Annotated in this window: 22 protein-coding genes; 6 read left to right on the top strand and 16 right to left on the bottom strand. The window is 45.7% G+C overall.

What is annotated here, in order from left to right; translation table 11 throughout:
- Positions 1-48: 48 nt before the first annotated feature.
- On the bottom strand, positions 49-474 hold the full coding sequence (locus C8D85_RS16320; RefSeq protein WP_133564752.1) for an Rrf2 family transcriptional regulator: 426 nt from the start codon (positions 472-474) through the stop codon (positions 49-51).
- A gap of 127 nt (positions 475-601) precedes the next feature.
- Between C8D85_RS16320 and C8D85_RS16315 the strand changes: the two genes are divergently transcribed.
- A complete protein-coding gene (locus C8D85_RS16315) occupies positions 602-1501 on the top strand; it encodes an NAD(P)/FAD-dependent oxidoreductase (protein ID WP_133564749.1) in 900 nt (299 codons plus the stop codon).
- 38 nt (positions 1502-1539) lie between these two features.
- On the opposite strand, the gene C8D85_RS16310 is transcribed toward C8D85_RS16315, so the two are convergent.
- On the bottom strand, positions 1540-3468 hold the full coding sequence (locus tag C8D85_RS16310) for a B12-binding domain-containing radical SAM protein (protein WP_133564747.1): 1929 nt from the start codon (positions 3466-3468) through the stop codon (positions 1540-1542).
- A gap of 151 nt (positions 3469-3619) precedes the next feature.
- On the opposite strand from C8D85_RS16310, the gene C8D85_RS16305 reads away from it, so the two are divergent.
- Complete coding sequence (locus C8D85_RS16305; RefSeq protein ID WP_244937044.1) at positions 3620-4363, top strand: lipoate--protein ligase family protein; 744 nt, start codon at positions 3620-3622, stop codon at positions 4361-4363.
- Positions 4364-4381: 18 nt separating this feature from the next.
- On the opposite strand, the gene paeA is transcribed toward C8D85_RS16305, so the two are convergent.
- The 3 genes from paeA to C8D85_RS16290 all read right to left on the bottom strand — a co-directional run bounded on the left by paeA (position 4382) and on the right by C8D85_RS16290 (position 8015).
- On the bottom strand, positions 4382-5659 hold the full coding sequence (gene paeA, locus C8D85_RS16300; protein ID WP_133564745.1) for a polyamine export protein PaeA: 1278 nt from the start codon (positions 5657-5659) through the stop codon (positions 4382-4384).
- A 163-nt stretch (positions 5660-5822) separates the two neighbouring features.
- On the bottom strand, positions 5823-6500 hold the full coding sequence (mtgA, locus tag C8D85_RS16295; RefSeq protein WP_133564743.1) for a monofunctional biosynthetic peptidoglycan transglycosylase: 678 nt from the start codon (positions 6498-6500) through the stop codon (positions 5823-5825).
- A 45-nt stretch (positions 6501-6545) separates the two neighbouring features.
- A complete protein-coding gene (locus C8D85_RS16290) occupies positions 6546-8015 on the bottom strand; it encodes a sugar porter family MFS transporter (RefSeq protein WP_244937043.1) in 1470 nt (489 codons plus the stop codon).
- 386 nt (positions 8016-8401) lie between these two features.
- On the opposite strand from C8D85_RS16290, the gene C8D85_RS16285 reads away from it, so the two are divergent.
- Positions 8402-10777, top strand: coding sequence for a PAS domain-containing sensor histidine kinase (locus tag C8D85_RS16285; protein ID WP_162847609.1), 2376 nt, complete (start codon positions 8402-8404; stop codon positions 10775-10777).
- Positions 10778-10828: 51 nt separating this feature from the next.
- Here the strand turns inward: C8D85_RS16285 and C8D85_RS16280 are convergent, their stop codons facing one another.
- The 8 genes from C8D85_RS16280 to C8D85_RS16245 all read right to left on the bottom strand — a co-directional run bounded on the left by C8D85_RS16280 (position 10829) and on the right by C8D85_RS16245 (position 16115).
- Positions 10829-11236: a pyridoxamine 5'-phosphate oxidase family protein gene (locus C8D85_RS16280; RefSeq protein WP_211342221.1), complete on the bottom strand. Its 408-nt coding sequence runs from the start codon at positions 11234-11236 to the stop codon at positions 10829-10831.
- Positions 11237-11383: 147 nt separating this feature from the next.
- On the bottom strand, positions 11384-12034 hold the full coding sequence (locus C8D85_RS16275; RefSeq protein WP_244937042.1) for a DUF799 domain-containing protein: 651 nt from the start codon (positions 12032-12034) through the stop codon (positions 11384-11386).
- Positions 12034-12357, bottom strand: coding sequence for a DUF4810 domain-containing protein (locus C8D85_RS16270; RefSeq protein ID WP_244937041.1), 324 nt, complete (start codon positions 12355-12357; stop codon positions 12034-12036). The genes C8D85_RS16275 and C8D85_RS16270 overlap by 1 nt, the downstream gene beginning before the upstream one ends.
- Positions 12358-12421: 64 nt before the next feature.
- Positions 12422-13108, bottom strand: a complete 687-nt coding sequence (locus tag C8D85_RS16265) for a CsgG/HfaB family protein (RefSeq protein WP_244937040.1) — start codon at positions 13106-13108, stop codon at positions 12422-12424.
- Positions 13109-13203: 95 nt separating this feature from the next.
- The gene (locus tag C8D85_RS16260) at positions 13204-13596 is read right to left on the bottom strand and encodes a TM2 domain-containing protein (protein WP_211342220.1); all 393 of its coding nucleotides are present in this window, start codon (positions 13594-13596) and stop codon (positions 13204-13206) included.
- Between the two features lie 9 nt (positions 13597-13605).
- On the bottom strand, positions 13606-13839 hold the full coding sequence (gene yidD, locus C8D85_RS16255; protein ID WP_133564737.1) for a membrane protein insertion efficiency factor YidD: 234 nt from the start codon (positions 13837-13839) through the stop codon (positions 13606-13608).
- Between the two features lie 4 nt (positions 13840-13843).
- On the bottom strand, positions 13844-14053 hold the full coding sequence (locus tag C8D85_RS16250) for a DUF4177 domain-containing protein (protein ID WP_133564735.1): 210 nt from the start codon (positions 14051-14053) through the stop codon (positions 13844-13846).
- A 169-nt stretch (positions 14054-14222) separates the two neighbouring features.
- Entirely contained in the window at positions 14223-16115 is a 1893-nt protein-coding gene (locus C8D85_RS16245) for a hypothetical protein (RefSeq protein ID WP_133564733.1), read from the bottom strand.
- A gap of 307 nt (positions 16116-16422) precedes the next feature.
- On the opposite strand from C8D85_RS16245, the gene C8D85_RS16240 reads away from it, so the two are divergent.
- Positions 16423-17598 carry an aldose 1-epimerase family protein gene (locus tag C8D85_RS16240; RefSeq protein WP_133564731.1) on the top strand — a complete coding sequence of 392 codons (1176 nt, stop codon included), beginning with the start codon at positions 16423-16425 and terminating at the stop codon, positions 17596-17598.
- Positions 17599-17623: 25 nt separating this feature from the next.
- On the opposite strand, the gene C8D85_RS16235 is transcribed toward C8D85_RS16240, so the two are convergent.
- Positions 17624-18118, bottom strand: a complete 495-nt coding sequence (locus C8D85_RS16235) for a hypothetical protein (RefSeq protein ID WP_133564729.1) — start codon at positions 18116-18118, stop codon at positions 17624-17626.
- A gap of 169 nt (positions 18119-18287) precedes the next feature.
- Positions 18288-19373 carry an MBL fold metallo-hydrolase gene (locus C8D85_RS16230; protein WP_133564727.1) on the bottom strand — a complete coding sequence of 362 codons (1086 nt, stop codon included), beginning with the start codon at positions 19371-19373 and terminating at the stop codon, positions 18288-18290.
- A gap of 139 nt (positions 19374-19512) precedes the next feature.
- Between C8D85_RS16230 and C8D85_RS16225 the strand changes: the two genes are divergently transcribed.
- On the top strand, positions 19513-20130 hold the full coding sequence (locus tag C8D85_RS16225) for a TetR/AcrR family transcriptional regulator (protein ID WP_133564725.1): 618 nt from the start codon (positions 19513-19515) through the stop codon (positions 20128-20130).
- A 1-nt stretch (position 20131) separates the two neighbouring features.
- Here the strand turns inward: C8D85_RS16225 and C8D85_RS16220 are convergent, their stop codons facing one another.
- Positions 20132-20617 carry a YehS family protein gene (locus C8D85_RS16220; RefSeq protein WP_133564723.1) on the bottom strand — a complete coding sequence of 162 codons (486 nt, stop codon included), beginning with the start codon at positions 20615-20617 and terminating at the stop codon, positions 20132-20134.
- Positions 20618-20811: 194 nt separating this feature from the next.
- On the opposite strand from C8D85_RS16220, the gene C8D85_RS16215 reads away from it, so the two are divergent.
- Positions 20812-21468, top strand: coding sequence for a metal-dependent hydrolase (locus C8D85_RS16215; RefSeq protein ID WP_133564721.1), 657 nt, complete (start codon positions 20812-20814; stop codon positions 21466-21468).
- Positions 21469-21496 lie beyond the last annotated feature (28 nt).

The following is a 21496-nucleotide window of genomic DNA, read 5'->3' as shown; positions in this document are numbered from 1 at the left end:
AAAAATAAAATAGTTAGCATGTACTGTTTAAAATTTTCAATAGGGAGGTCAGGTTGCCAACTGGGCTTTAAATTCGATGGAAAGTTCTGACAGTGTCACTTCGCCAAAACGCTTTAACAATAAGGATTCTGCCTCATCCATAGCGTCCTTTAGTGCTCGATTCACTGCGTGTTCGATCGGACATGCAGTATGCTCATCCGTTAGGCCAATAGTAAAGACGCTGTTCTCACTGAGTGTCTGATGAATATCCAATAAGGTGATATCACTTAAACTTTTGGCTAATGACCATCCTCCACTATGTCCTTTTATAGATTTCACATAGCCCTGATCTCGCAGCAATGCCATGGTTCGTCTAACAACCACAGGATTAGTATTAAGCATCTTCGCCAACGTATCGGATGTGACGGGATGCTCAAAGGCATCCAAATGAATGAGAACGTGTAGGACTCGAGATAACCGACTGTCTTTTCGCATAGTTCACCTGATGAGTTGAAATCAGAGTTTATCATGAAACTTTTATTGTTACATGTGTTGCTTTCGTGCAGGTCTTAATGTAACAATAAAAGTTACTTGATGTTTGTGAACTTAATTGGAGGTTCAAATGACGTATGATGTCGTAATTATTGGCGGGAGCTTTGCTGGCATGTCTGCAGCCATGCAGCTCGTTAGGGCGCAGCGCAAAGTCTTGCTGATTGATGCAAATTCGCCGCGAAACCGCTTTGCAAAAGCTTCCCACGGTGTATTTGGATTAGATGGGAAGAGCCCAGCAGAGATTCGAGAGATTGGGCTCACACAGCTGCGGGCCTATCCAACGTTTGAACTATGGGAGGACTTGGTTGAAGGCCTAGAGCAATGTGACTTAGGCTTTTCTGTTTTGACCAAAACGGGCCTTGAAGCAAAAGCATATCGAGTGATTCTTGCCTCTGGTATTCGAGACCGTTTACCGGACATTGATGGTTTATCCGAATGTTGGGGGGAAAGTGTTGTGCATTGCCCTTACTGTCATGGTTATGAGCTAAGGCATCAAAACTTGGGCGTCTTGGCCACAAGTGAAATGTCTGTTCATCAAGCGGCAATGATCCCTGACTGGGGGGCGACGACCTTGTTTACACAAGGTCATTTTAGCCCAGAAAGTAATTTGGCTACATTACTAGAAAAACGCGGTGTAGTGATTGAGCAAACACCGATAAAGCATGTCCTAAGTGCTGACAAGCGTATTCAGTCTGTCGTACTGGAAGATGGGCGAGAAGTTTCTTTGGGTGGTTTATACGTTGGGCCAAAGATTGAGATGAATACACCATTAATCGAGCGTCTAGGATTAGATATGATGGAAACGCCTTTAGGCTATGTTGTTAAAGTAAATGATATGAAAGAAAGCTCAATCAAAGGGTTGTTTGTCGCTGGAGATTTGTCTAATCCAATGCAGAGCGGTACGTTAGCCATAGCGTCAGGTACCTTGGCAGGTATATGTGCGCATCGCTCACTTATTTTTGAATCATAGCTAAAGCCAATATAAGCTACGGTGAATGATAGTCAGTATTAACTACTGGCTATCAAGTTGCTAAAGGCCTTGCTGATCAGGTCTTTTTTGACGGTAGGGCGTGCCACTGATTGATCAAACCAGAAGCTCATCGGCTGATCAAAGCCAATACCGTGCATGTAGTTGTAAAGGGCCTTGCGCAGGCCATTGCCGAGCATTTCATGGTCGGTGCCGGTTGGGTCAAAGAAATCCACGTCGTTTTCAGCAAACAGCGTCTCTGGGCGCTCTGCCAAGGTAATGCCGTATTCTTCTGGGTTGATACCAATTGGGCTGTGAATGGTGGCGGCGAAGCGGTGCCAGTAAGCCGATTGGAAACAGCCGTGGGACATCATCTGGCGTACCATTTCTAGGGCATCAACGGTTTCCTGCTCGGTTTGTGTTGGGAAACCGTACATCAAGTAGGCATGCACCAAGATACCGGCATCACTGAAGCCTTTGGTGACACGGGCGACTTGCTCGACGCTAACGCCTTTCTTCATTAGTTTCAGTAGACGATCTGAGGCGACTTCCAAGCCGCCGCTAACGGCGATGCAACCAGAGTCCGCCAGCAATTGGCATTTCTCTGGAGAGAAGGTTTTCTCGAAGCGAATATTGCCCCACCAGCTGATTACTACACCACGCTCGATTAAACGTTCCGCTAGGGCAAACAAGGCTTTTGGTGGCGCCGCTTCATCAACAAAGTGGAAGCCGGTCTGACCGGTTTCTTCGATCAATTGCTCGATACGATCTACTAAGATATCGGCACCAGCGTAGTCGTAGCGTTCGATGTAATCCAAGCTCACATCACAGAAACTACACTTCTTCCAGTAACAGCCATGGGCAATGGTCAGCTTGTTCCAGCGGCCATCACTCCAGATACGGTGCATGGGGTTGAGCATTTCACATAGAGATAAATATTCAGTCAGAGGCAAGCCGTCGTACACTGGCGCGCCCACTTCCGTTTGCGGAATGTCTTTTAGATCTTTATTGTCGTTGAAGTACACGAACGGCTCGCCGTCTTGGTCTTCAGCAAGGAAGTAAGTACGTACTAAGTCATCGACTTCACACTTGCCATCAAAGTAATCCAACAAGGTCATAAACGGGCGTTCGCCATCGTCGACACAGATAAAATCAACAAATTCAAACACTCGCGTGTCTTTCAGTGCGCGCAGTTCTGTATTCACAAAGCCGCCGCCAAGCACCACAGGAATATCTGGATTAATTTCTTTACAGGTTTGCGCGATACGAAGCGCACCTAGCATATTGCCTGGGAAAGGCACGGTTAGCGCGACCACACTGGGTTGGGTTTCTTCAAGGTAAACTTCCACCAACTGCTCAAGGATTTCTGAACTAAAGCTCGGCTCGCCCATCAGTGTGTCGTACAGATCATCAAAGGTTGGATTGGCCGCGGCCAAGCGTTCACCGTAACGACTGACCTCAAAGTAAGGGTCGACCCCTTGAGTGATCACGGAAGACAGATCATTGATAAACAGGGTCGCTAAGTACTTTGCTTTGTCTTGTACGCCCAGGTTACCAAATGCAGTTTTCAGTACATCGCCAGACACCGCTTCCATTTGCTCGATGACATCAAAGGCGGGGCCTTCGGGTAGAAAGCGGCGCGAGTTAATGCGCATAGCAAGACTCGAATCCTTGCCTTGTAAGAAGCGAATCACCGGTTCAACACACAAACGGTAGCGATCAAACTCCGCGAGGAAGGTGTAAATCACGTCCGGTAGCTCATCGTCTTCAAAGGACTCGAAGTTCTCTTCCACATGCTGACGCATGATGTCCAAGCCCTGTGCCGTCATCATCTCCAAGAACAACTCAATCGCTGGGTCACGCTGCACCGCCTCGTAACCTCGAGAACGCAAAAAGCCCGTTAGATACGCCGTTGCGGGGTACGGAGTATTCAACTGAGTCATTGGAGGAGTCATTAAAAGAACGGTCATGGCAGGCCTATTGAAGAATTGAGATGAGCTAACAATTTGTCGGGATTTTAACATTAAATGGGGCGAACGCCCTTAAAAGAATACGATGTTTTAAACGTTCTCAGCACACTATTTTGAATAAGTGTTGGTGAGTGATCGAGGGGCCTGAGGTATGATGAAAGTTCCCTCAACTGTTGAGTTAACACGTACGATGACCAAGCGTAAAAACCGCATTATTCAGTTACCTAACACCACCGTAGAGCGTGCCTTTGAAAAAGAAAGTGAGTTGCTAAAAAAGGTTCAGCAAAATACGTTGCAGCAAGCTTTGTTGCTGTGGCAAACACCTGAGCCAACGGTGGTGTTACCTGCTAGTAAAAAGTGGTTGGCCACTCCTGAGTTGATCGACCAGTTGCATGAAAAGGGTTGGCAAATATTGTCACGCAGAACAGGTGGCGCCCCTGTGCCGCAAGTGGCGGGGGTGTTAAACGTGTCGCATATGTATGTTTGGGATACAGATCAACCTTATTCAATTTCAGACAGCTACGAACGTTTTTGTGCCGCATTACAGCGCTTTTTCAAAGCCCTTGGCATCGAAACCGAAGCTCATGCCACACCATTTTCCTATTGTGATGGCGATTACAATATTAATATTAAGGGCCAAAAAGTGGTGGGGACCGCTCAGCGAGTGACGTTAGGACAACAAGGGGAAAAGGTTGTCTTGGCACAAGCTTGCATCTTACTCGAGGCAGACCTTGAGCAACTGATTTATCCGATCAATTTGAGCAACGCACTCAATCACATTGACGAACAAGTGAAAGCGGATGCTCACACCTGTTTAGCGGACCATCTAGCATCACTGCCGAGTGAGCAGAGCTTATATCAACAATTAATCCAAGCGTTCGCACCCGTGGCGTGAACGCTTATGGGGTTGGTCCTAGGGAATTCTTGTTACCAGCAATTGTTCGACGCGCACGCCTTCTAAATCCAGCACTTCAAACTTATAACCTTCGTGAACAAAAGCGTCGGTGCGTTTGGGGAGGCGCTTCAATTTATAAATCACAAATCCTGCTAGCGTTTCGTATTGATTACGGTCTGGGAACTCTTCAATGTCTAGACTGCGCATGACATCGATAATCGGGGTTAAGCCTTCTATCAGCCAAGAGTTTTCGTCGCGCTTTACGATCTGCTCGGCGTCTTGAGGGGTGATTAAGTCGCCCATAAAGCTGCTTAATAAATCTTTTACCGTTACTAACCCCACTACGGTGCCATATTCGTTAACCACGACTGCAAAAGGTTGTGGTGCAACTTTAAAGGCATTTAACGCTTCGGAAAGCGTGAGGGTTTCTGGTAGATAGAACAAATCCTTGTCAATTTGATCGGGTAAAATGCGAGCCGCTTCGCCTTTTAGCACCATACGCAGGATTTCCTTAGACTCGATGACCCCTAGAATCTTGTCGAGGTTGCCATCACAGACCAGAAAGTCATTGTGTGGATGCTCGATAATTTTCTGGCTGATTTCAGCACTGCTTTCTTCTGCGTCGAAATAGATAATTTGATCGCGGGGCGTCATGGCACTGCCGATGGTCAAGCTGTCCAACTCAAATACGTTACCGATTAATTGATACTCTTGCTTTTGTAGGCTGCCGTCTTCTGCGCCGGCATCCATCATGGCGACGATGTCTTCTGTTGTAACCAGCTCTTCCTGTTTGGTTGGCAAGTTCAATAAACGCAAAATAGCATTGGTTAAACCGTTGAACAGAAAGACAACTGGCATCAGCACAAAGGTAATCCAACGCATCGGCGTGACCATTTTAATAGCAACGGCCTCAGGCATGATGATGGCTAAGCGTTTTGGTAGCAGATCAGCAAAAAGAATGAACAGGGAGGTTAAGGCCAAGAACGACAACATAAAGCTGATCTGGTCGAGCATAGGGCCTTGGTAAAACATGACCACCATGTCTTTCATATACGGCGTTAGGGCTTGTTCACCGACGATACCGCCTAAGATGGAAATGGCGTTCAGAGCGATTTGAATCATCGCGAAAAACGCGCCAGGGTTCTGCTGCAATGCAAGCACCGATTCGGCTTTTTCATTACCGTCTTCTAGCATGACACGTAGTTTGATCTTACGTGCCGCGGCCATGCCAATTTCAGACATAGCAAACAAGGCGCCAAACAGAATCAGCAGGCCAATCCAAAGCAGGTCATTCATCACTATTCCTCAGTCGTAGAGTATACGAAAACGATTTGAAACCGTTGTTTGGAGCAGTGCGACAAGCCTTGTTCTGGCTTCCATTGACGGTGCTTTCCCCATGAAAAGCACGCGCATTATAGGATTAAAAAGTGATCAATCAATGTTTATTTTGTAAGAAGTTTTACTGGAGTATTGTATTGAGGTGGGCATCACCCAATTGACGCATTTGACGCTCAATCCATTGCACTCTTCCAAATAAATGCGCACTGAGTCGATTTGGATTTCGTTGCTGCGGATTAGGTAGTAATACGGCTAAACGAGCTGCTTGGTTGGATGTTAGGGCTCGGGCTGAGCGGCCAAAGTAATGTTGGCTAGCGGCTTCAACGCCGTAAATGCCTTTGCCAAATTCAGCAATGTTGAGATACACCTCAAGGATGCGCTTTTTACCCCAAATGGCTTCCAAACTGATCGCTAAACCTGCCTCTAAGCCTTTACGGATAAGGCTACGTCCAGGCCAGAGAAATAGGTTTTTGGCAGTCTGTTGGGAAATAGTGCTGGCGCCACGCAGACCTTCGCCATCGCTGTAATCTTCCAGTGCATTGCTGATAGCTGTGAAGTCGACACCAAAATGATTTGGGAAGCGTTGATCCTCAGAAGCAACCACCGCGAGAGGCATATAACTGGGTAGCTCGTCGATCGCTACCCATGATTGCTGGACGGGGTAAGAGCTTTGCAGCATAAACGCTGATGTCGGAGGCGGCACGAAGCGCGTTAGTAGAAGTAACAATATCCACAATAATGCTATTTTCCATAAGATGGACCAACTCCATCTTAAAATGCCGCGCGTTCGCGTCGCCATAATGACCTCAAATGACGTATGCCTAATGATCCGTCAGCATACCACTTAACGAGTGGTGAGTCTGGTTTGTAAAGGGCGTTGCTCCACTTTGCTGATCACATTTTGCTCCATTTGTTCGAGTGGAACACCTTTTGTTTCAGGAAGGTATCGCCCGATAAACCAATAAGCGATCGCCATAATGCCCGCAAATAGCCACATCGGAGCTGCCCCATGGAAATGCTCAATGAGGTAGGTGTTCTCGTTCAGAATTGGGAAAATCAGGCTGATTAGGAAGTTACTGACCCACATAAAGGTGATGGCAATCGACATACCGAAAGAGCGCATGCGATTTGGAAAGATTTCGGAAATGATGATCCAAGCACCCAAAGCCCAAGAGAATGAGAAAAACACCATAAAGATCAGCATGCCCGCTAGGGTTAAGTAGCCATACAGGGTAGCGCTGGCAGCGTCCATCGAGCCACTGCCGTATAAGAAGTACGACGTGGTTAATAATCCAAGGATACAGCCAAGTGCCCCCATACGAAGCAGCGGTACACGGCCAACTTTGTCCATTAGAAACGCACCAATTCCAGTACCAATTAGCTGGATAACACCAATCCAGATGGTCATAAACAGGGCCGTTTCAGCATCCCCAGTCACACCTTCTAATAACACTGGGGCAAAGTACATCATAATGTTGACGCCGCTGGCTTGCTGGAACACAGCGATCATGCTGGCAATGATGGCGATCCACCAAAAGCGTTTTTCCTTTAGCAACTGCGACGTTTGTGTTTGTTGTTGAACTGTTTGGTTTAGAGAGGTGAGGCTTTTCTCGATGGCGGCTAATTCATGCGTTGCGTACTGCGAACCGCCAATTTTGCTTAAGATGCGTTTCGCTTTTGCTGACTGCCCCTTCATCACTAGCCAACGAGGAGATTCTGGGATCATAAACACCACTAGACAGAAAAGCAGACAAGGAATCACCTCTGAGCCAATCATAATGCGCCAGCCGACAGTATCGATCCATTCCGTCGCCGCGCCTTTGGCAATCATAAAGTTACCAAAGAAAATCACCACCTGACCAAATACAATCGCAAAGTTCTGCATACCAACAGCTCGGCCACGAATGTTTTTGGGGGAGACTTCACTCATGTACATAGGCGACACGCTGGATGCAATGCCTACGGCAATACCGCCAATCAAACGGTAAACGATAAATGATGAGAAGCTCATAGCCACTGCGGCGCCAATGGCAGAGATGGTAAATAGTAAGGCAGACAGAATCAGCGCTTTTTTACGACCAAGCTTACCGGCGAGCCAGCCAGACGATAGCGCACCTACAATGCAGCCAATGGCTACGTTTGAGACAGCCCAGCCTGTTTCAAACGGAGTAAGTTCGAAATATCGGGAGATAGGGTTAACGGCACCAGAAATAACGGCGGTGTCATAGCCAAATAAAAGCCCTCCGAGTGCGGCAATTCCGCAAATCGACAAGAGGTAACGAAGGTTATAAGACTTACAATCCATGCTATCCATAAAATCACTTTTTAGTTTGTTATTGTTAGAAAGAGTGCCTTAGTGAAAAAGGCGTAGTGTTTTCTAGGGTCTATTTAGAGAGGGGAAGGGGGCCAAGAAAAGGCAGTACTGAAGTAAAGAGAGATGCTCAGTGTCTTATGCTTAGGGTCCTTGGCTGTCGCAAACAAAATATGCTCCTTAATGTATAACGATCACTTCAGATTACCACACTCCCCTAGTATGAACAGGGTAAGCACTTCTTTTGGCTCAAAAAGCATCATTTACAGTCACTAAACGCTCCAATGATGTGTATACATTTGGAAGTGGCAATCTCGGAGGCTTTTGCTAGCTTCAATAGAGACAGAGTTTTTATCGCTACAAATTCAGTTTCAATATTTGGTGTGCATATGGCAGAAACAGCAACTCAGGACAGTGGTTTTGAAACGGTATTCCGGGATTCGAAAGATGGCTTGGCCATTTTTAAGGACGGTTATTTTGTCGACTGTAATCAGTCGATGCTGGATTTAGTTGGTGCCTCTAAACGAGAAGACTTTATCGGTTTGACACCATTCGACTTTTCGCCTGAGTTTCAATATGACGGTCAAAGCTCTGCTGATAAGGGGATGCAGCTTATTGAGCGTTGCTACAACGAAGGCAGTGTGCGTTTTGAATGGATCCATAAAAAGTTCAATGGCGAGCCTTTTTGGACAGAAGTCATCCTCACCAAGATGGTCCTTAATGGTGAAGTAGTAGTGCATGCCAATTGGCGCGATATATCAGAGAAGAAAGACCTAGAGCTCAAAATCGCTGAGCAAAAAGAGACTTTTGAAACGTTATTTAACGAGTCTTTGGACGGTTTAAGTGTGTTTGATGGCAAACAATACACTGACTGCAATAAAGCGTTTGTGAGAATGTTTGGCTTTTCGTCAAAGGAAGAGGTGATTGGTATTCATCCTTCGCAGGTATCGCCAGAGTACCAACCGGATGGTAGAACATCTAAAGAAGCAGCCCAAGAAGTGATTAAAGGTTCTCTGGGGCAAGGTGTGCATAATCGTTTCGAATGGATGCATAAAAAGGTTGATGGCACCGAGTTTTGGACCGAAGTGATTCTGACAAAAGTGACGCTTAATGGCGTAGATTCAATATACGCTGTGATCAGGGACATTTCTGAAAAGAAAGATTTAGAGTTCCGGTTGGAGCAACAAAAACGAACCTTTGAAACCCTTTTTGAAGAATCCCTAGATGGCATGACTATTTACGATGGCCGACAGTACCTCGATTGTAATAAAGCCTTTGTAAGTATGATGGGCTTTGAATCGAAAGAAGACATTATCGGCTTGAGCCCTTTGGCCATCTCGCCTGAGTTGCAAGCAGATGGCAGTATTTCCTTTGAACGAGCAATCGAGCTCAATACCGAAATTATAGAAAACGGGCATGCACGCTTTGAATGGGTGCATAAGAAAACCGATGGCACCGAGTTTTGGACAGAAATCATCGTCAACACCATCGTTTTAAACGGCGAAGAAGTGTTTTTCACAACCACACGGGACATCACTGAGAAGAAAGAATTAGAGCTTAAGATCGCAGATCAGAAGCTCACCTTTGAGACACTCTTTAATGAGTCTGAAGACGGGTTAACTTTCTTTGACGGTGAGAAGTACCTCGATTGTAATAAAGCTTTCCTTAAACTAATGGGCTTCAAACATAAGGACGAGGTAATAGGGCTGAATCCGGTGCTTGTCTCACCAGTATATCAGCCAGATGGTAGAACAACGGCAGAGCACTTTGAAGAGCGGGCTGCCGAGGTATTTGAAAACGGAAGTTTTCGTTGTGAATGGGTGCATAAGAAGACCGATGGCACCGAGTTTTGGACCGAGCTAATTGTGGGGCTTTTATCGCTGAATGGGCGCGAAGTGACCTACTCAATCACACGCGATATCAGCGATAAAAAAGAGCTAGAGCTTGAGATTGTTGAACGTAACGCTGAGCTTGAGAGCACGATCGAGAACCTCAAGCAGACTCAAGACAAATTGGTAGAGTCAGAAAAAATGGCGAGCCTGGGGTCTCTGGTGGCAGGGGTCGCCCATGAAATCAATACACCTGTTGGTGTGGGGCTAATGGGCATCACCCAGTTTGTAGAAGAGCGAGATAAATTAAACCGTCGCTATCAGAACGGTGAGCTAACGGAGCAAGATTTAGAAGATTTCCTTGGTAGTAGCCAAGATATTGCCGATATCGTTAAGAAAAACTTGGATCGAACAGCCCAGTTGGTGAAAGGCTTTAAGCAGATCGCAGTGGATCAGACCAGTGAAGAAGATCGAGAGATTAATCTGAAGGAGTACTTAGAGGAAATCGTCTTTAGCCTAGGGTCTGTTGTGCGCAAAGCAAATGCCGAAGTCGTCATCGATTGTCCTATAGATATTAACGTCTACACAAATCCAGGGCTGATTTCACAAGTGTTCACCAACCTAATTATGAACTCAATTCACCACGGCTTTGATGGGAAGGATTCTGGCACGATTGGTATTACCGTCAATGACTTAGGCGATCGGGCTTTTGATATTCGTTACCGAGACGATGGCAAAGGCATCAGTTCTTTGAATCTACCTAAGATATTTGATCCTTTCTTTACCACTAATCGCGGTAAAGGCGGAACAGGATTAGGCCTAAATGTCACTTACAATATAGTGACTAACGTACTCGGTGGCACGATTGAATGTCGCAGTGAAGAAGGGCAAGGCGTTGAGTTTCTCATCGGACTGCATGTCAAAGAAAGAGCGTAATGAGAGCGAGATAGGCTACCCTGTGTTCAAGGTAGCCAGTCAAGCGTTAGATTAAGCGATTTTCTGACCTGCTGTTGGGCCAGATTTCAGTGTAAACACTTCATCGACTTTAATAAGCACGGCGCACTTAGGTGTTTTCATACCGTTGTTTTCTGCATATTGAACGGCATTATCAAAGTACTCACCCTCGTAATGCACTTCTGGAGAGCCGACAAAGCGGTAGCCATCCAAGTTTGGTCGATCAATGACAGCAATGGCGATTTTAGAGCCTTGCTTAATGTTTTCTAGTGTCTGACCGCCAGTGTTTTCGTTGAAAATCAGATGGTTGCCATCAAAAACACGTAGTGAACGTTTAGGGCCGATGTTTGGCATACCTGATTCTTTGATGACGGTAGCTAGAATAGGGGTTTGCTCCGCTAGCATTTGCTGCATAGCATCGTTTAATTTTTGCTCAGACATATTATCATCATTCCTATATGACAGATTAAATTCTATTTTGAGAATAATAATCTATATTAATTGATAATAATTGTCATTAGTGTTTTTTAGGGTGATGTTGTTCTTGAGGATGAGCCAGGCACTCGGGTACCTGGCTGTGTAGGGAAACTACTCTTTAGGAGGCGCGTAGGGCCCGTCAAGCAATCCGTAATTTAGACGATTGATGGCGATGTGATTGGCGGTTCTCGACAATTCAGGCGTTTGATCGTTCATCGAGTTAATGATCTGCGTCGCCACAGCATTGATGACATTACCTAGCAAGCCGCCACCCCCTGAGTCAGAGCGCTGTATGGCTGAGGCGTGAGCATCCCAGAGTAGGACTCCGGTTTTACTGTCGACCAAGCGCATACTGACATCGACCACAGTATCAGATGACAGGATGTTATATTTTTGTCCCCAATCGTTGATTTCGGTGTAAAGCACTGCGTCAGCACCGATGTGCTCATAGAGCTTGTCCATTGGCACTAAGTTCATTTCTTCGGGAGTGGGTAAACCATTTTCCTTGAGAAAGGTTTCAATGACGGCAACGGGGAAGACGTAATAGCCTTTTTCACCAAGAGGTTTACTGATCGTAGACAAGAAGACATACGGTGCATTCACTTCTAGAGAGCTGTTTTTTGGCGGGATCACCAGAATAGAGCGTGGTTTTGCCGCCAGTAAAGCGTCGTAATTGTAGCTTGAAGGCGTTGTAGCACAGCCTACTAAGAATAGACTCAGTAAGCTGCCTATCAGCCATAAGGATTTTCGCCATAACATCATTACTGCTTGGCTCCTTCTAAACGATTTAACATACCGTCGATTAGAACGGCTGATTCAGGGAACAGCGCTTTCTCGGTTTGGAATTCAGCTTTCGCTTGAGCCATATTACCTTCCAACGCGTACATGTAACCTAAATGAGCATGTATGCCAGGTGCGATACGTAAGCCATTTGCCGCGCTTTTTTGTATCACGGTTTCTAGCTCTGCAATTTGCATTGAGGCATCCGCACTGCCTGGTTCTAGGTACATTTTATAAACCAGTTGTTCATAGTTGCCCCAGTAGAACGTTGGCTGGTGTGTTGAGCAGCCCGACAGGACAATCATACCGATGCCGAGAATGAGCCCGCATACTTTGCGGGCTTTTAAAGTTGGGAAGTAAGCATGCATCTTATTGGACAGTCCAAGTACCGTTTTCTAGGTCGCGAACAATGTGGTTAACGGCTTCGGTGATGGCAAAGTTTAAGACTTTGCCGTTCAGTGTCGCGTCGTAGCTTGCAGTGGAGCCAAATCCAACCACCTCACGATTGCTCAACTCGTACTCGCCTGCGGCTTGGGTCGAGTAAACAATCTCACCTGTTAACACGTCTACGATATTCAGACTGACCTTGGCATAAGCTGTTTGCGTTTTACCTGATCCAAGAATACCAAATAGCTGCTTGTCACCTGTTACCTTGCGGCCAAACTCAGTGACGTCTCCGGTCAGTGTGTAACGAGCGCCGGTAAGCGCTTGCTTTGCACCATTTAGTTCAGCTTCACGTTTTAGGATCTCTAAGTTCTCACGATCAACCACTTTAAAACGGTTCGTCTGCTGTAAGTGCGTTTTAAGAATGGTTTTAGCTTGGTTCCCCAAACGGTCTGTATCAGTTGAAAACAGTCCTTGCATATAAGAAGAGCGGTTTTGAAAGTTGCCGACGACCAAGGTGGTTTTCACGCCTTGATAATCTGTCTTGTAACTGGTGACGGTTTCAGACGCAACCACACGGTTTGATTCAGTGGTTGAACAACCAGCGGTAGCTAGGGCCGCTGTAGCAACTAAACACAGTACAGACTTCTGTAACATGGAAGACTTTGCCATCTTATACTCCATATAAAAACGCAATGACGGGATTGATTGCAGTGTAGAGCACTGCAGAAAATTTGCACGATTGTAGCGATGATTGGTGTTAGCGGCTAGGGTAATGATTGCAGTGTGCGAAAGCCGAGCTGATTATTATAGTTCGCAACGATGATTTGACTGCGAAACAGCGCGGGTAGCTCAATCAGTATCACCAATCCGATAACAGCTATACCAACATATGGCTCAGCGAGAAAGAGCAGTACAACCCCAAGTAACATTAAACACAAATCCGCAAGGCCTAGTAGCCATTGACCTAGGTAAAAGTTATGCAACCCTGCTATAAAGAACCAGTTTAAAGCGGCATAGGTATCTGGATCTTTTAGCTTGGGAGAATAGCGCTTATAAAAGCTTTTCCGCTGAATGTCAGGAAGAGAACGCAATAGCTGACGAAGGGCTTCTTCGTCATCATGGACTTGTTGTTGGCGCAAACGCCAAGCTTCAAACATCAAACTCACCTACAATAATGGGTCATCAATATGTCCCACTTGGTCGCGAATGTTACAGCGTCGTAGCCGTTTTAGGGTTAGCCAGCCGCCACGCCACAAACCATACCTCTCAATGGCTTGGGTAGCGTATTCAGAGCAAGTAGGACGAAAGTTGCACGATACGCGAAACTGTTCCGTGCCGCCACCATTGGCTTGATAGCGGCGGATTCTGCGTATAACGAAGCGCTTTAAAAAAGCTGCCAACAGATTATCGACCTAATGTGATAATAACGGTTTCACGGGTCCAGAAAAGCCAGAAACGTTTCTTCTCAATGACCTGAAACACCAACTGCCAGCCTTCACTTGCGGCCTCGTTTAGCTTTGCTTCTAGACGCTTAATGGGCAAGCCTGAAGAACCTAGCAACAGGGTGCCACAACCCCCTTCCGTGACAATCTCGACTTTATATTCTTGGTACATATCTTATCTCCATGACATTGTTGAATAGGGCTAGTATGTCGCAAGTTAGAGCAAATGAACAATTGTGATTGCAATTGCTAAAACTGTATTTTTACAAATAAATATCTAACATCAACTATCAAAAACCGCCATAAAAAAGGCCCTTGTACAAACAAGGGCCTTGGATACGCTAGATATTTTCTTTTGTTTGCTGCTCAGCTTCTTTCTCTAGGAAGCCTGCAGCGTCATCATCTTTGGTTATTGCAGAAATCGATTGCTCGTTAATATAGGCACGAGTTTGCTGATTTAGCTGATGAATTTGTGATGCATTGCCTAAATCACGTTCACTGGTTATGGATGCGATGGATTCTCGATCTTTTAGAAAGGCAATGACATCGCTACGAATATTCTCTAGTTCGCTGTTGTCCTTGTGCATTTCTTGGATATAACGAGGGTGCTCTAAATTGCGCATGCCGGTTGCTGCAAAGGTGGTTGATACGATACGAGTCACGACTATCCACGGTGTAATACTACTACGTACTAAGGTATTCTCAGAGCGTGTGCTGTCATGTATTCCCGTGCCAGTGGAAATTTTGGATTCAGTAAATGTGCCTTCACATTTAAAGTAAATTAGTAGAGATTCAAACTGCATTTCAGCGAAGAATGTGTGAGCAGCATTACTTAGTAGTCGAGCGAATGATTTCGCAATCATTGCAATCAAAATGAACTGTAATACAGTCATAGCACTCGCTGCGAAAAGAGATAAATCACCGCTGTTGACCAGTCTACGGACACTATCTAGGTTCATTGCTTGACTGAGCTGATACAAATCGAACAATTTATAAGTCAGTAAGAATACTATAACGCTAGAAAGAACAAACAAAATATTTCCGCTCACCAGTGTGACCATACGAGCTAAGTTAAAGCTGGCTCCTAAATTCATAGACTTGAACTTTGGCTGGATTTCTTGAAGTAACTTACCACTGAAATCACCTTTTCCTTCAACTTGCTGATTCAGGGTCGGATCTAGCTCTTGATACACTCGATTTGGTACTTCTTTGTAGCGGCGATCTGCCATAACCAAGTTATCTAAGTTAATGAAGATTTCATTTGGATGTACTGATTCTTGCCAGTTCTCACGTAGCTCAGACACTTCTGTGACAGGGTTAGTGTTTTTTAAACGCTTTATTAGCATTGTTAAGATTAGCCCAGTGCTTAGCGTAGATACGATGAATACGCCAATCAAATAGGCATAAGTGTGCAATGTCGGCAAGCTGTTGTAGGCGTTTTGCAGTTGAGCAGCCGTCATATTTGAGTTACTGATCCACCAATCTAAAGCCATTGCTACGCCTACGGGTAAAATGAGCGACCAAACTAAGACTTTAACTAAAGCTCCAGAGCCAAGAGACTCAATATGTAGTTCTGCATTTCTGTTCAGTGGTTTGCTAGCTGTACGCCATACAGAAATGACGTAGAAAAGTAGCATGATGGAGTAAATGGGGAATGCTAACTCACCCGTATTACCAGCAAGGCCTGATAGAGAGACGAAAGCAACGAATGCAAATGCAATCAGGGAAATGACAGTGGAAACCCATGCGCCAAAAAGTCGTTGTACTAGGTTTCGAATTGGGTATGGCATAAACAGCAGTTTCGGAACAAAACTATGTAACAATCGAGCTAGAAAGCCAACTGGTTCAGTAAAAGAAGTATTTTTTCTTCCGATTAGCATCTCTTCCAGCGTTTTACTGTCATAAGCGACAAAGCTTGCTTCTTCAGCTGCTGTACTAGATTCAGACTTACTATGATTATATGCCAGAGAGGTCGGGTGGTTCCGTCCTACAAAATACCGCAACATAGCATAAATGCCGCCGCCTAATGCTTTTAGGCCGCCAGCCAGTAGAATTGCTCCAAATATGACGAACAACCAACCTGCGGCTTTACTAGTCTGCACATAGCTAACGGCTTGTACCAACAAGTAAAGACCAAGTGCTACTTGTATACTGCCTCGAACAGAGGTTACTGCTCCCTCTTTTTTAAACGGGTTTTTTAAACCTAAATCAATTGATCCGTAATCGAAAGCCATTTAACACTCCTGCATATGACCATTCAGAAAATAGTGAATTTGCTGTAAGCAGCAATTAAGTAGGATTAGCTAAGATGTAAGAGAAGGGTCTGCGAGTACGAGGATCATTCCCTTAATCCATCTAATACAACGCGAGACAATACAATAAGATGATGACAACTTCTATGACAGATGACTAATTAAAGAGAAGGTAATAAATAAAGTTATTGGCAGTGTAGAAATTGAATATTCTGAGTTCTAATCCTTACAGACAAATCGAATACAGTGAGACACAATGTCTCCAATGCAACTAAGATGAGCACCCTGCATGGCAAATAACACTACGGCTACTTTAACGATATTAAGTCAGCGTGAAGGCATCGATTTGGGAGACTTCCAGCGTGATGCGAAGGATTTTGGATTACCGGAAAACGTTACCTTACGCATTGAGCAGGTGACTTTATTTGGTGGCAAGCAGCATGGCTCGCGGCTGATTTTATTAACGGTCGGAGCGACAACTCTTCGGGTCATACCAACGCGAGGCATGGGGATTTTAGATGCCATTCGCGGAGGCGTTCGCTTTGGCTGGGATTCGCCTGTAAAAGAAGTGGTGCATCCAAGTTTTATCAATCAAGAAGCATCCGGTGGTTGTGGCTGGTTAGATGGCTTTAATGAAATGATGGTCCGTTGTGGCTATCAGTGGTCGGGGCATCCAGGAGAAGACCGAGGCGAATTTCTAACCCTACATGGACGAATCCAAAATACCCCCGCTGACGAGATTGTGCTGGAGGTGGATCAGCAGCCCCCTTACGCAGTGCGATTACGAGGCCGAGTGGATGAAAAACGCTTCAAATTCACCAATTTTGAATTGCAAACCAGCCTAACCTTGACGCCGTCCTCGCCTTATATCGAGGTGCAAGATACTCTGACCAACTTGTCTAGCTACGATAATACCTGCCAAGCGATTTACCATAATAACTTTGGTGAGCCGATATTAGGTCAAGGCGCACGTCTGCATGTGACGGGTAAGAAAGTCGCGCCTTTTAATGATTACGCCGCCGCAGGATTGGATTCTTGGGCACAAATGCCTGCCCCAACGCCTAATTTTGATGAAATGGTGTTCAATATTGAAAGTCTAGCGGATGAACAAGGTATGGCGTATGCCTTACTTGAGAGTTCGAGCCAAGCTGAGGGAATAGAGGTGGCGTATCAAGTGGCTAGCTTACCCGTGCTAACGATTTGGAAAAATGTCGACACCGAAGAACAAGGATACGTTGTTGGGATAGAGCCGGGTACATCCTATGCCTACAACCGTCGTCACCAATGGGATTTAGGTTTGGTACCGACGATTAAAGCAAAGGAGAGTAAGCAATTCTATGTCCGCTTTGGACTGTTTACTACCGAAGAGGAAGTCCAAGCCAGCAAGCAGTACATCGCCAATGTACAAGACGGTACGCCTCTTATTGTCGAATCTGCACCGACGGTACGAATAAATGAACAGTAGTAGCGAATAGAAGATTAACGAGATATTAGCGAAGCGTTGCGTCACAGACGGCCCAGTCATGGCCGTCTGTCCAAACGTTACCTTCTTGTGTGGTAAGATCGGGGGAACCTTCACTCGGGCTAAAAAAGATACCATTCGTCGCAGAAAGAGCTCGGCCATAAACAGCAATTTGCACGCGGTCTTGCTCAACCTTTTTCACCGTACCGACACTGTTTTGCCAAGTACAGACTGTGGTGCCGACTGACTTTTTCAATGTCAGATTCTGCTCAAACTTTGCTTCACGAAGTCGATTATCTTGCTCCTTCGCTGCTTGTTCCTGCTCCGCAGCTTTTTCATCGGCCTTTAATTGCGCCAGTAAACCGCCATCTTCTGACTCGGATGTTGCGTGTGTTGAAGGCTGCGCTTCCATAGCGGAAGGCGTTTCTGTTTTCATCGTGCCATCGAACGAGTGATTGGGTGTCGAGTCACAAGCGACTAACAAAAGGGGGAGGGCAAAAAGACTGATAATGCGTACTAGCACGAAATTTTCCTTTGAGTTCTAAACATGCATCTATCATACAACGCTTAGAAACCAGCTATCTTTAAGAACTGCGCAGATAAAAACCAATAAAAGGGGACTTTTTATTGGTTTCACTGATTCTATTAGTGGCTTTATCACCTTTTGAATGGCGAGTGAAAACGCACAGAGGCTATTGAACCCCTTGCCACCAGCGCTTTTCAATAGGTGATTCCAATGGTGAGAAAACCTCTCCTACAACGGGAGTAGATAAGGTCACATTGTTCTGATTTGCGGCGCTGAGCACTCGTTCCAGCGGATCAGACCAAGCATGAAAGGCCAAGTCAAAAGTGCCATTATGAACGGGCATCATGACTTTACCTTTGACGTCTAAGTGAGCTTGAACACTTTGTTCGGGTGTCATGTGAATGTCTGCCCAGTCTTTGTCATAGGCGCCGGTTTCGATAAAAGTTAAATCAAACGGCCCGTAACGTTCACCAATGCGTTTGAAACCATCAAAGTAGCCCGAGTCACCGCTGAAATATAACGACGTATTCGGTGTTTTGATCACCCAAGAACCCCATAGGGTGGTATTGCTATCGCTCATGCCACGACCTGAAAAGTGTTGCGTGGGCGCAAAGGCTAATAAAACATCACCGATGCTTTGCTCCTGCCACCAGTCGAATTCTTCAATCTGTTGCGAGGCAATACCCCAACGTTCAAGATCGCCGCCTACGCCTAATGGCACATAAAATTTAGGCTGAGATTTTGTTAGAAACTCGATGGTTGGTTTATCCAAATGATCGTAGTGGTTATGGGAAATCAACACTCGGCTAATCGGTGGCAGCTCGTCCATGGCAATCGGCGTCGGATGGAAGCGTTTCGGGCCAGCGAAGGAAAAGGGCGATGCACGTTCGCCAAAGACCGGATCCAACAGCCAATATTCACCATACATTTTCACCAGCAATGATGAGTGCCCAAGTTTGACGACATGAACTTGATCATCGCTCAATGTCTCCAAATCTGAACGAGAGAGTGTCTTCATCGGTACCGAAGGCGGGACAGTATTGACCTTTTTCTCAGTAAAGAAGCGAATAAATAAACCAATGGTTTCGCCTGTCGAAGGCTTATTTCGAGGTGCTTCATTATAGAACTGACCATCACGATAATGTTCTGACTGTGCAAAGGTTGCAGACTTAGACGCTATGGACGCGTTAAGCAGGTAGACACCAACCACCAAAACGACCACCACCAAAAGCACCCATAGATACCATTTCATTCTTTAAACTCCAATTTGCCAATACGCAAAAGTAAACTACTCGGTGTAGTCTACTTTCAGTGTGGCTCTTAAGTAAACCCGTCGGTGTACTTTTTCCTTAATTGCGCTAAACTGTGGCTTCTTATCACATGGGTATGTCATGAAACTAAGCGATCGAAAACGTCTACAAATCTTAGATGCCGCAGAAGCCTTGTTTGCCGAGCACGGGGTAGAAACCACCAGTATGGACGCGATTTCAGCGCGTGCCGAAGTTTCCAAGCGTACGGTTTACAATCACTTTGCAACGAAGGATGAGCTGTTTCAGGCCATTATGATCCGCATGTTCGAACGCCAAGCGGATGATGAGGTGGTGGTATTTAACAAAGAGCAGTCAGTTACCGATCAATTGACGACAATTGCGGCAAGCGAAGTTGCACGTTTGTCATCGGACAGTTTTATTAAGCTCGCAAAAGTAGGCTTTATCCAGCTGCTAACACAACCAGAACTGGCGGAGCGATTTTCCCAGCAAAAAGTAGGCTGTCAGGTGTATCTGGATCAATTTCTTGAAGACGCCTGTGAACAAGGTGTGCTGCACATCGACGATATTCCATTTGCCTCCATGCAGTTCATTTATCAACTGAAAACCTTTGTGTTTTACCCAAGCCTTTTGCAATCTGAAACCGTGTCAGAGGCGCGCAAGGAGCAAGTGATCCGTGAAACCGTCAGTATGTTTTTAGCGCGCTATGGTGCGCCTCTTAGGTCAAACAGGCTTCAATAATTTAGCTTTTGGACGTTACTTGTTTTTTCGATGAGCGCATATGCAGCTGCAATCCTAACAAGAAGTAGCGCAGGATTTGGTCTTTGCATTTACGGTATTGGCGGTTATCGGGCTTGCGGAAAAACGCGCTTAGCTCGTGTGGGCTAATGTTGAACTCTGCAAGGCGCATCACTTCCAACATATCCTCGGCTTTAAATGCCATGGCGATGCGCAGCTTTTGCAGGATGATGTTGTTGTTCAAACGGCTTTCCGGCACGGGCTTGTCGCCTTCGCGAGCACCACGTTTAAGCGTAATCAAACCGTTTAGAAAGGATGCCAACTCAATATCTTCCATTGGCTCAAAGCCATCCATATCGTCTTTCTTTAACCAAGCTTTGACTTGTTCTGCACTAACGCTCACATCGGCTAGCGCAAAAATCTCCACCATAGTGCTGTCTTTAAAATCGAAGGTGTAGCGCACACGGCGCAAAATATCATTGTTGGTCAACGTCGTTTCCAGTATTTGAGGGCTTTAATTGCGTAAGGATACCATTAATCGTGTAAAGGATCTTAAAGGGATCTGGTGACACTCTTTAACTCTGATGATTTTTCTGTAGTATGCGCCCACTCACTTGATAGCATTTATAAACGCTAGGGTTGAGTTTTTATCAATCGTCATCGTAGTAAGAGTATTTTTGCCCCATGGCAGATTTTAAAACCCATGTTACCGTCGCTGCCGTCATTAGTGCGCCACTGGCCGTCAGCGCTTTTATCTTTGGCTTGGCGGATATCAACGATACCATTTTGTATGGATTAGCGGGTATTTTAGGCGGCATGTTACCCGACATTGATGCAGATGAATCGATTGCCATACGGATCGTATTTCGTCTTTTTGCCACTTTGGTTGCGGGGCTTAGTCTCGTCGTATGGCTCGATAAAATGAGCTACTGGCATTTGCTGGGCCTCGCCATTGCCAGTTACTTTTTGATCCGCTTTCCGGTGCAATGGTGCTTCGAAAAACTCACCATTCATCGTGGCGTATTACACAGTGTTTTGGCGAACCTTCTTTTTACCGCTGTAGCGGTGCCACTTGCTTACCATGTGTTTACCCTTAACGCCCAAACCGCATGGGGCATCGGTGGCTTTATCTTTCTTGGTGCCACCATTCATCTGATCCTTGATGAACTCTATAGTGTTGAGTTATCTGGCTTACGTGTAAAACGCTCCTTCGGCACCGCCATGAAACTCACCGATTGGGGGCAACCTTTCACTTCGATCTTATTTGTTATTGGCTGTGGTGTTGGCTACTGGCTTAGTCCAAGCCCTGATGTGTGGGTAGAGCTGTTTAGGTTAAGCTGATAAGAGAAGGTTGCACGGTTTCTAAAGT

This window comes from Marinomonas communis, assembly GCF_004363305.1.
GTDB classification, from domain to species: Bacteria; Pseudomonadota; Gammaproteobacteria; order Pseudomonadales; family Marinomonadaceae; genus Marinomonas; species Marinomonas communis.
Note: the sequence above shows the minus strand (reverse complement) of the source record. Positions and strands in the feature narration are given on the sequence as shown.

Coding starts and splice junctions, on each gene's coding strand:
- C8D85_RS16320 (WP_133564752.1), bottom strand. CDS start 474: ATGCGAAAAGACAGTCGGTTATCTCGAGTCCTACACGTTCTCATTCAT.
- C8D85_RS16315 (WP_133564749.1), top strand. CDS start 602: ATGACGTATGATGTCGTAATTATTGGCGGGAGCTTTGCTGGCATGTCT.
- C8D85_RS16310 (WP_133564747.1), bottom strand. CDS start 3,468: ATGACCGTTCTTTTAATGACTCCTCCAATGACTCAGTTGAATACTCCG.
- C8D85_RS16305 (WP_244937044.1), top strand. CDS start 3,620: ATGATGAAAGTTCCCTCAACTGTTGAGTTAACACGTACGATGACCAAG.
- paeA (WP_133564745.1), bottom strand. CDS start 5,659: ATGAATGACCTGCTTTGGATTGGCCTGCTGATTCTGTTTGGCGCCTTG.
- mtgA (WP_133564743.1), bottom strand. CDS start 6,500: ATGGCGACGCGAACGCGCGGCATTTTAAGATGGAGTTGGTCCATCTTA.
- C8D85_RS16290 (WP_244937043.1), bottom strand. CDS start 8,015: ATGGATAGCATGGATTGTAAGTCTTATAACCTTCGTTACCTCTTGTCG.
- C8D85_RS16285 (WP_162847609.1), top strand. CDS start 8,402: ATGGCAGAAACAGCAACTCAGGACAGTGGTTTTGAAACGGTATTCCGG.
- C8D85_RS16280 (WP_211342221.1), bottom strand. CDS start 11,236: ATGTCTGAGCAAAAATTAAACGATGCTATGCAGCAAATGCTAGCGGAG.
- C8D85_RS16275 (WP_244937042.1), bottom strand. CDS start 12,034: ATGATGTTATGGCGAAAATCCTTATGGCTGATAGGCAGCTTACTGAGT.
- C8D85_RS16270 (WP_244937041.1), bottom strand. CDS start 12,357: ATGATTGTCCTGTCGGGCTGCTCAACACACCAGCCAACGTTCTACTGG.
- C8D85_RS16265 (WP_244937040.1), bottom strand. CDS start 13,108: ATGGCAAAGTCTTCCATGTTACAGAAGTCTGTACTGTGTTTAGTTGCT.
- C8D85_RS16260 (WP_211342220.1), bottom strand. CDS start 13,596: ATGTTTGAAGCTTGGCGTTTGCGCCAACAACAAGTCCATGATGACGAA.
- C8D85_RS16250 (WP_133564735.1), bottom strand. CDS start 14,053: ATGTACCAAGAATATAAAGTCGAGATTGTCACGGAAGGGGGTTGTGGC.
- C8D85_RS16245 (WP_133564733.1), bottom strand. CDS start 16,115: ATGGCTTTCGATTACGGATCAATTGATTTAGGTTTAAAAAACCCGTTT.
- C8D85_RS16240 (WP_133564731.1), top strand. CDS start 16,423: ATGGCAAATAACACTACGGCTACTTTAACGATATTAAGTCAGCGTGAA.
- C8D85_RS16230 (WP_133564727.1), bottom strand. CDS start 19,373: ATGAAATGGTATCTATGGGTGCTTTTGGTGGTGGTCGTTTTGGTGGTT.
- C8D85_RS16225 (WP_133564725.1), top strand. CDS start 19,513: ATGAAACTAAGCGATCGAAAACGTCTACAAATCTTAGATGCCGCAGAA.
- C8D85_RS16215 (WP_133564721.1), top strand. CDS start 20,812: ATGGCAGATTTTAAAACCCATGTTACCGTCGCTGCCGTCATTAGTGCG.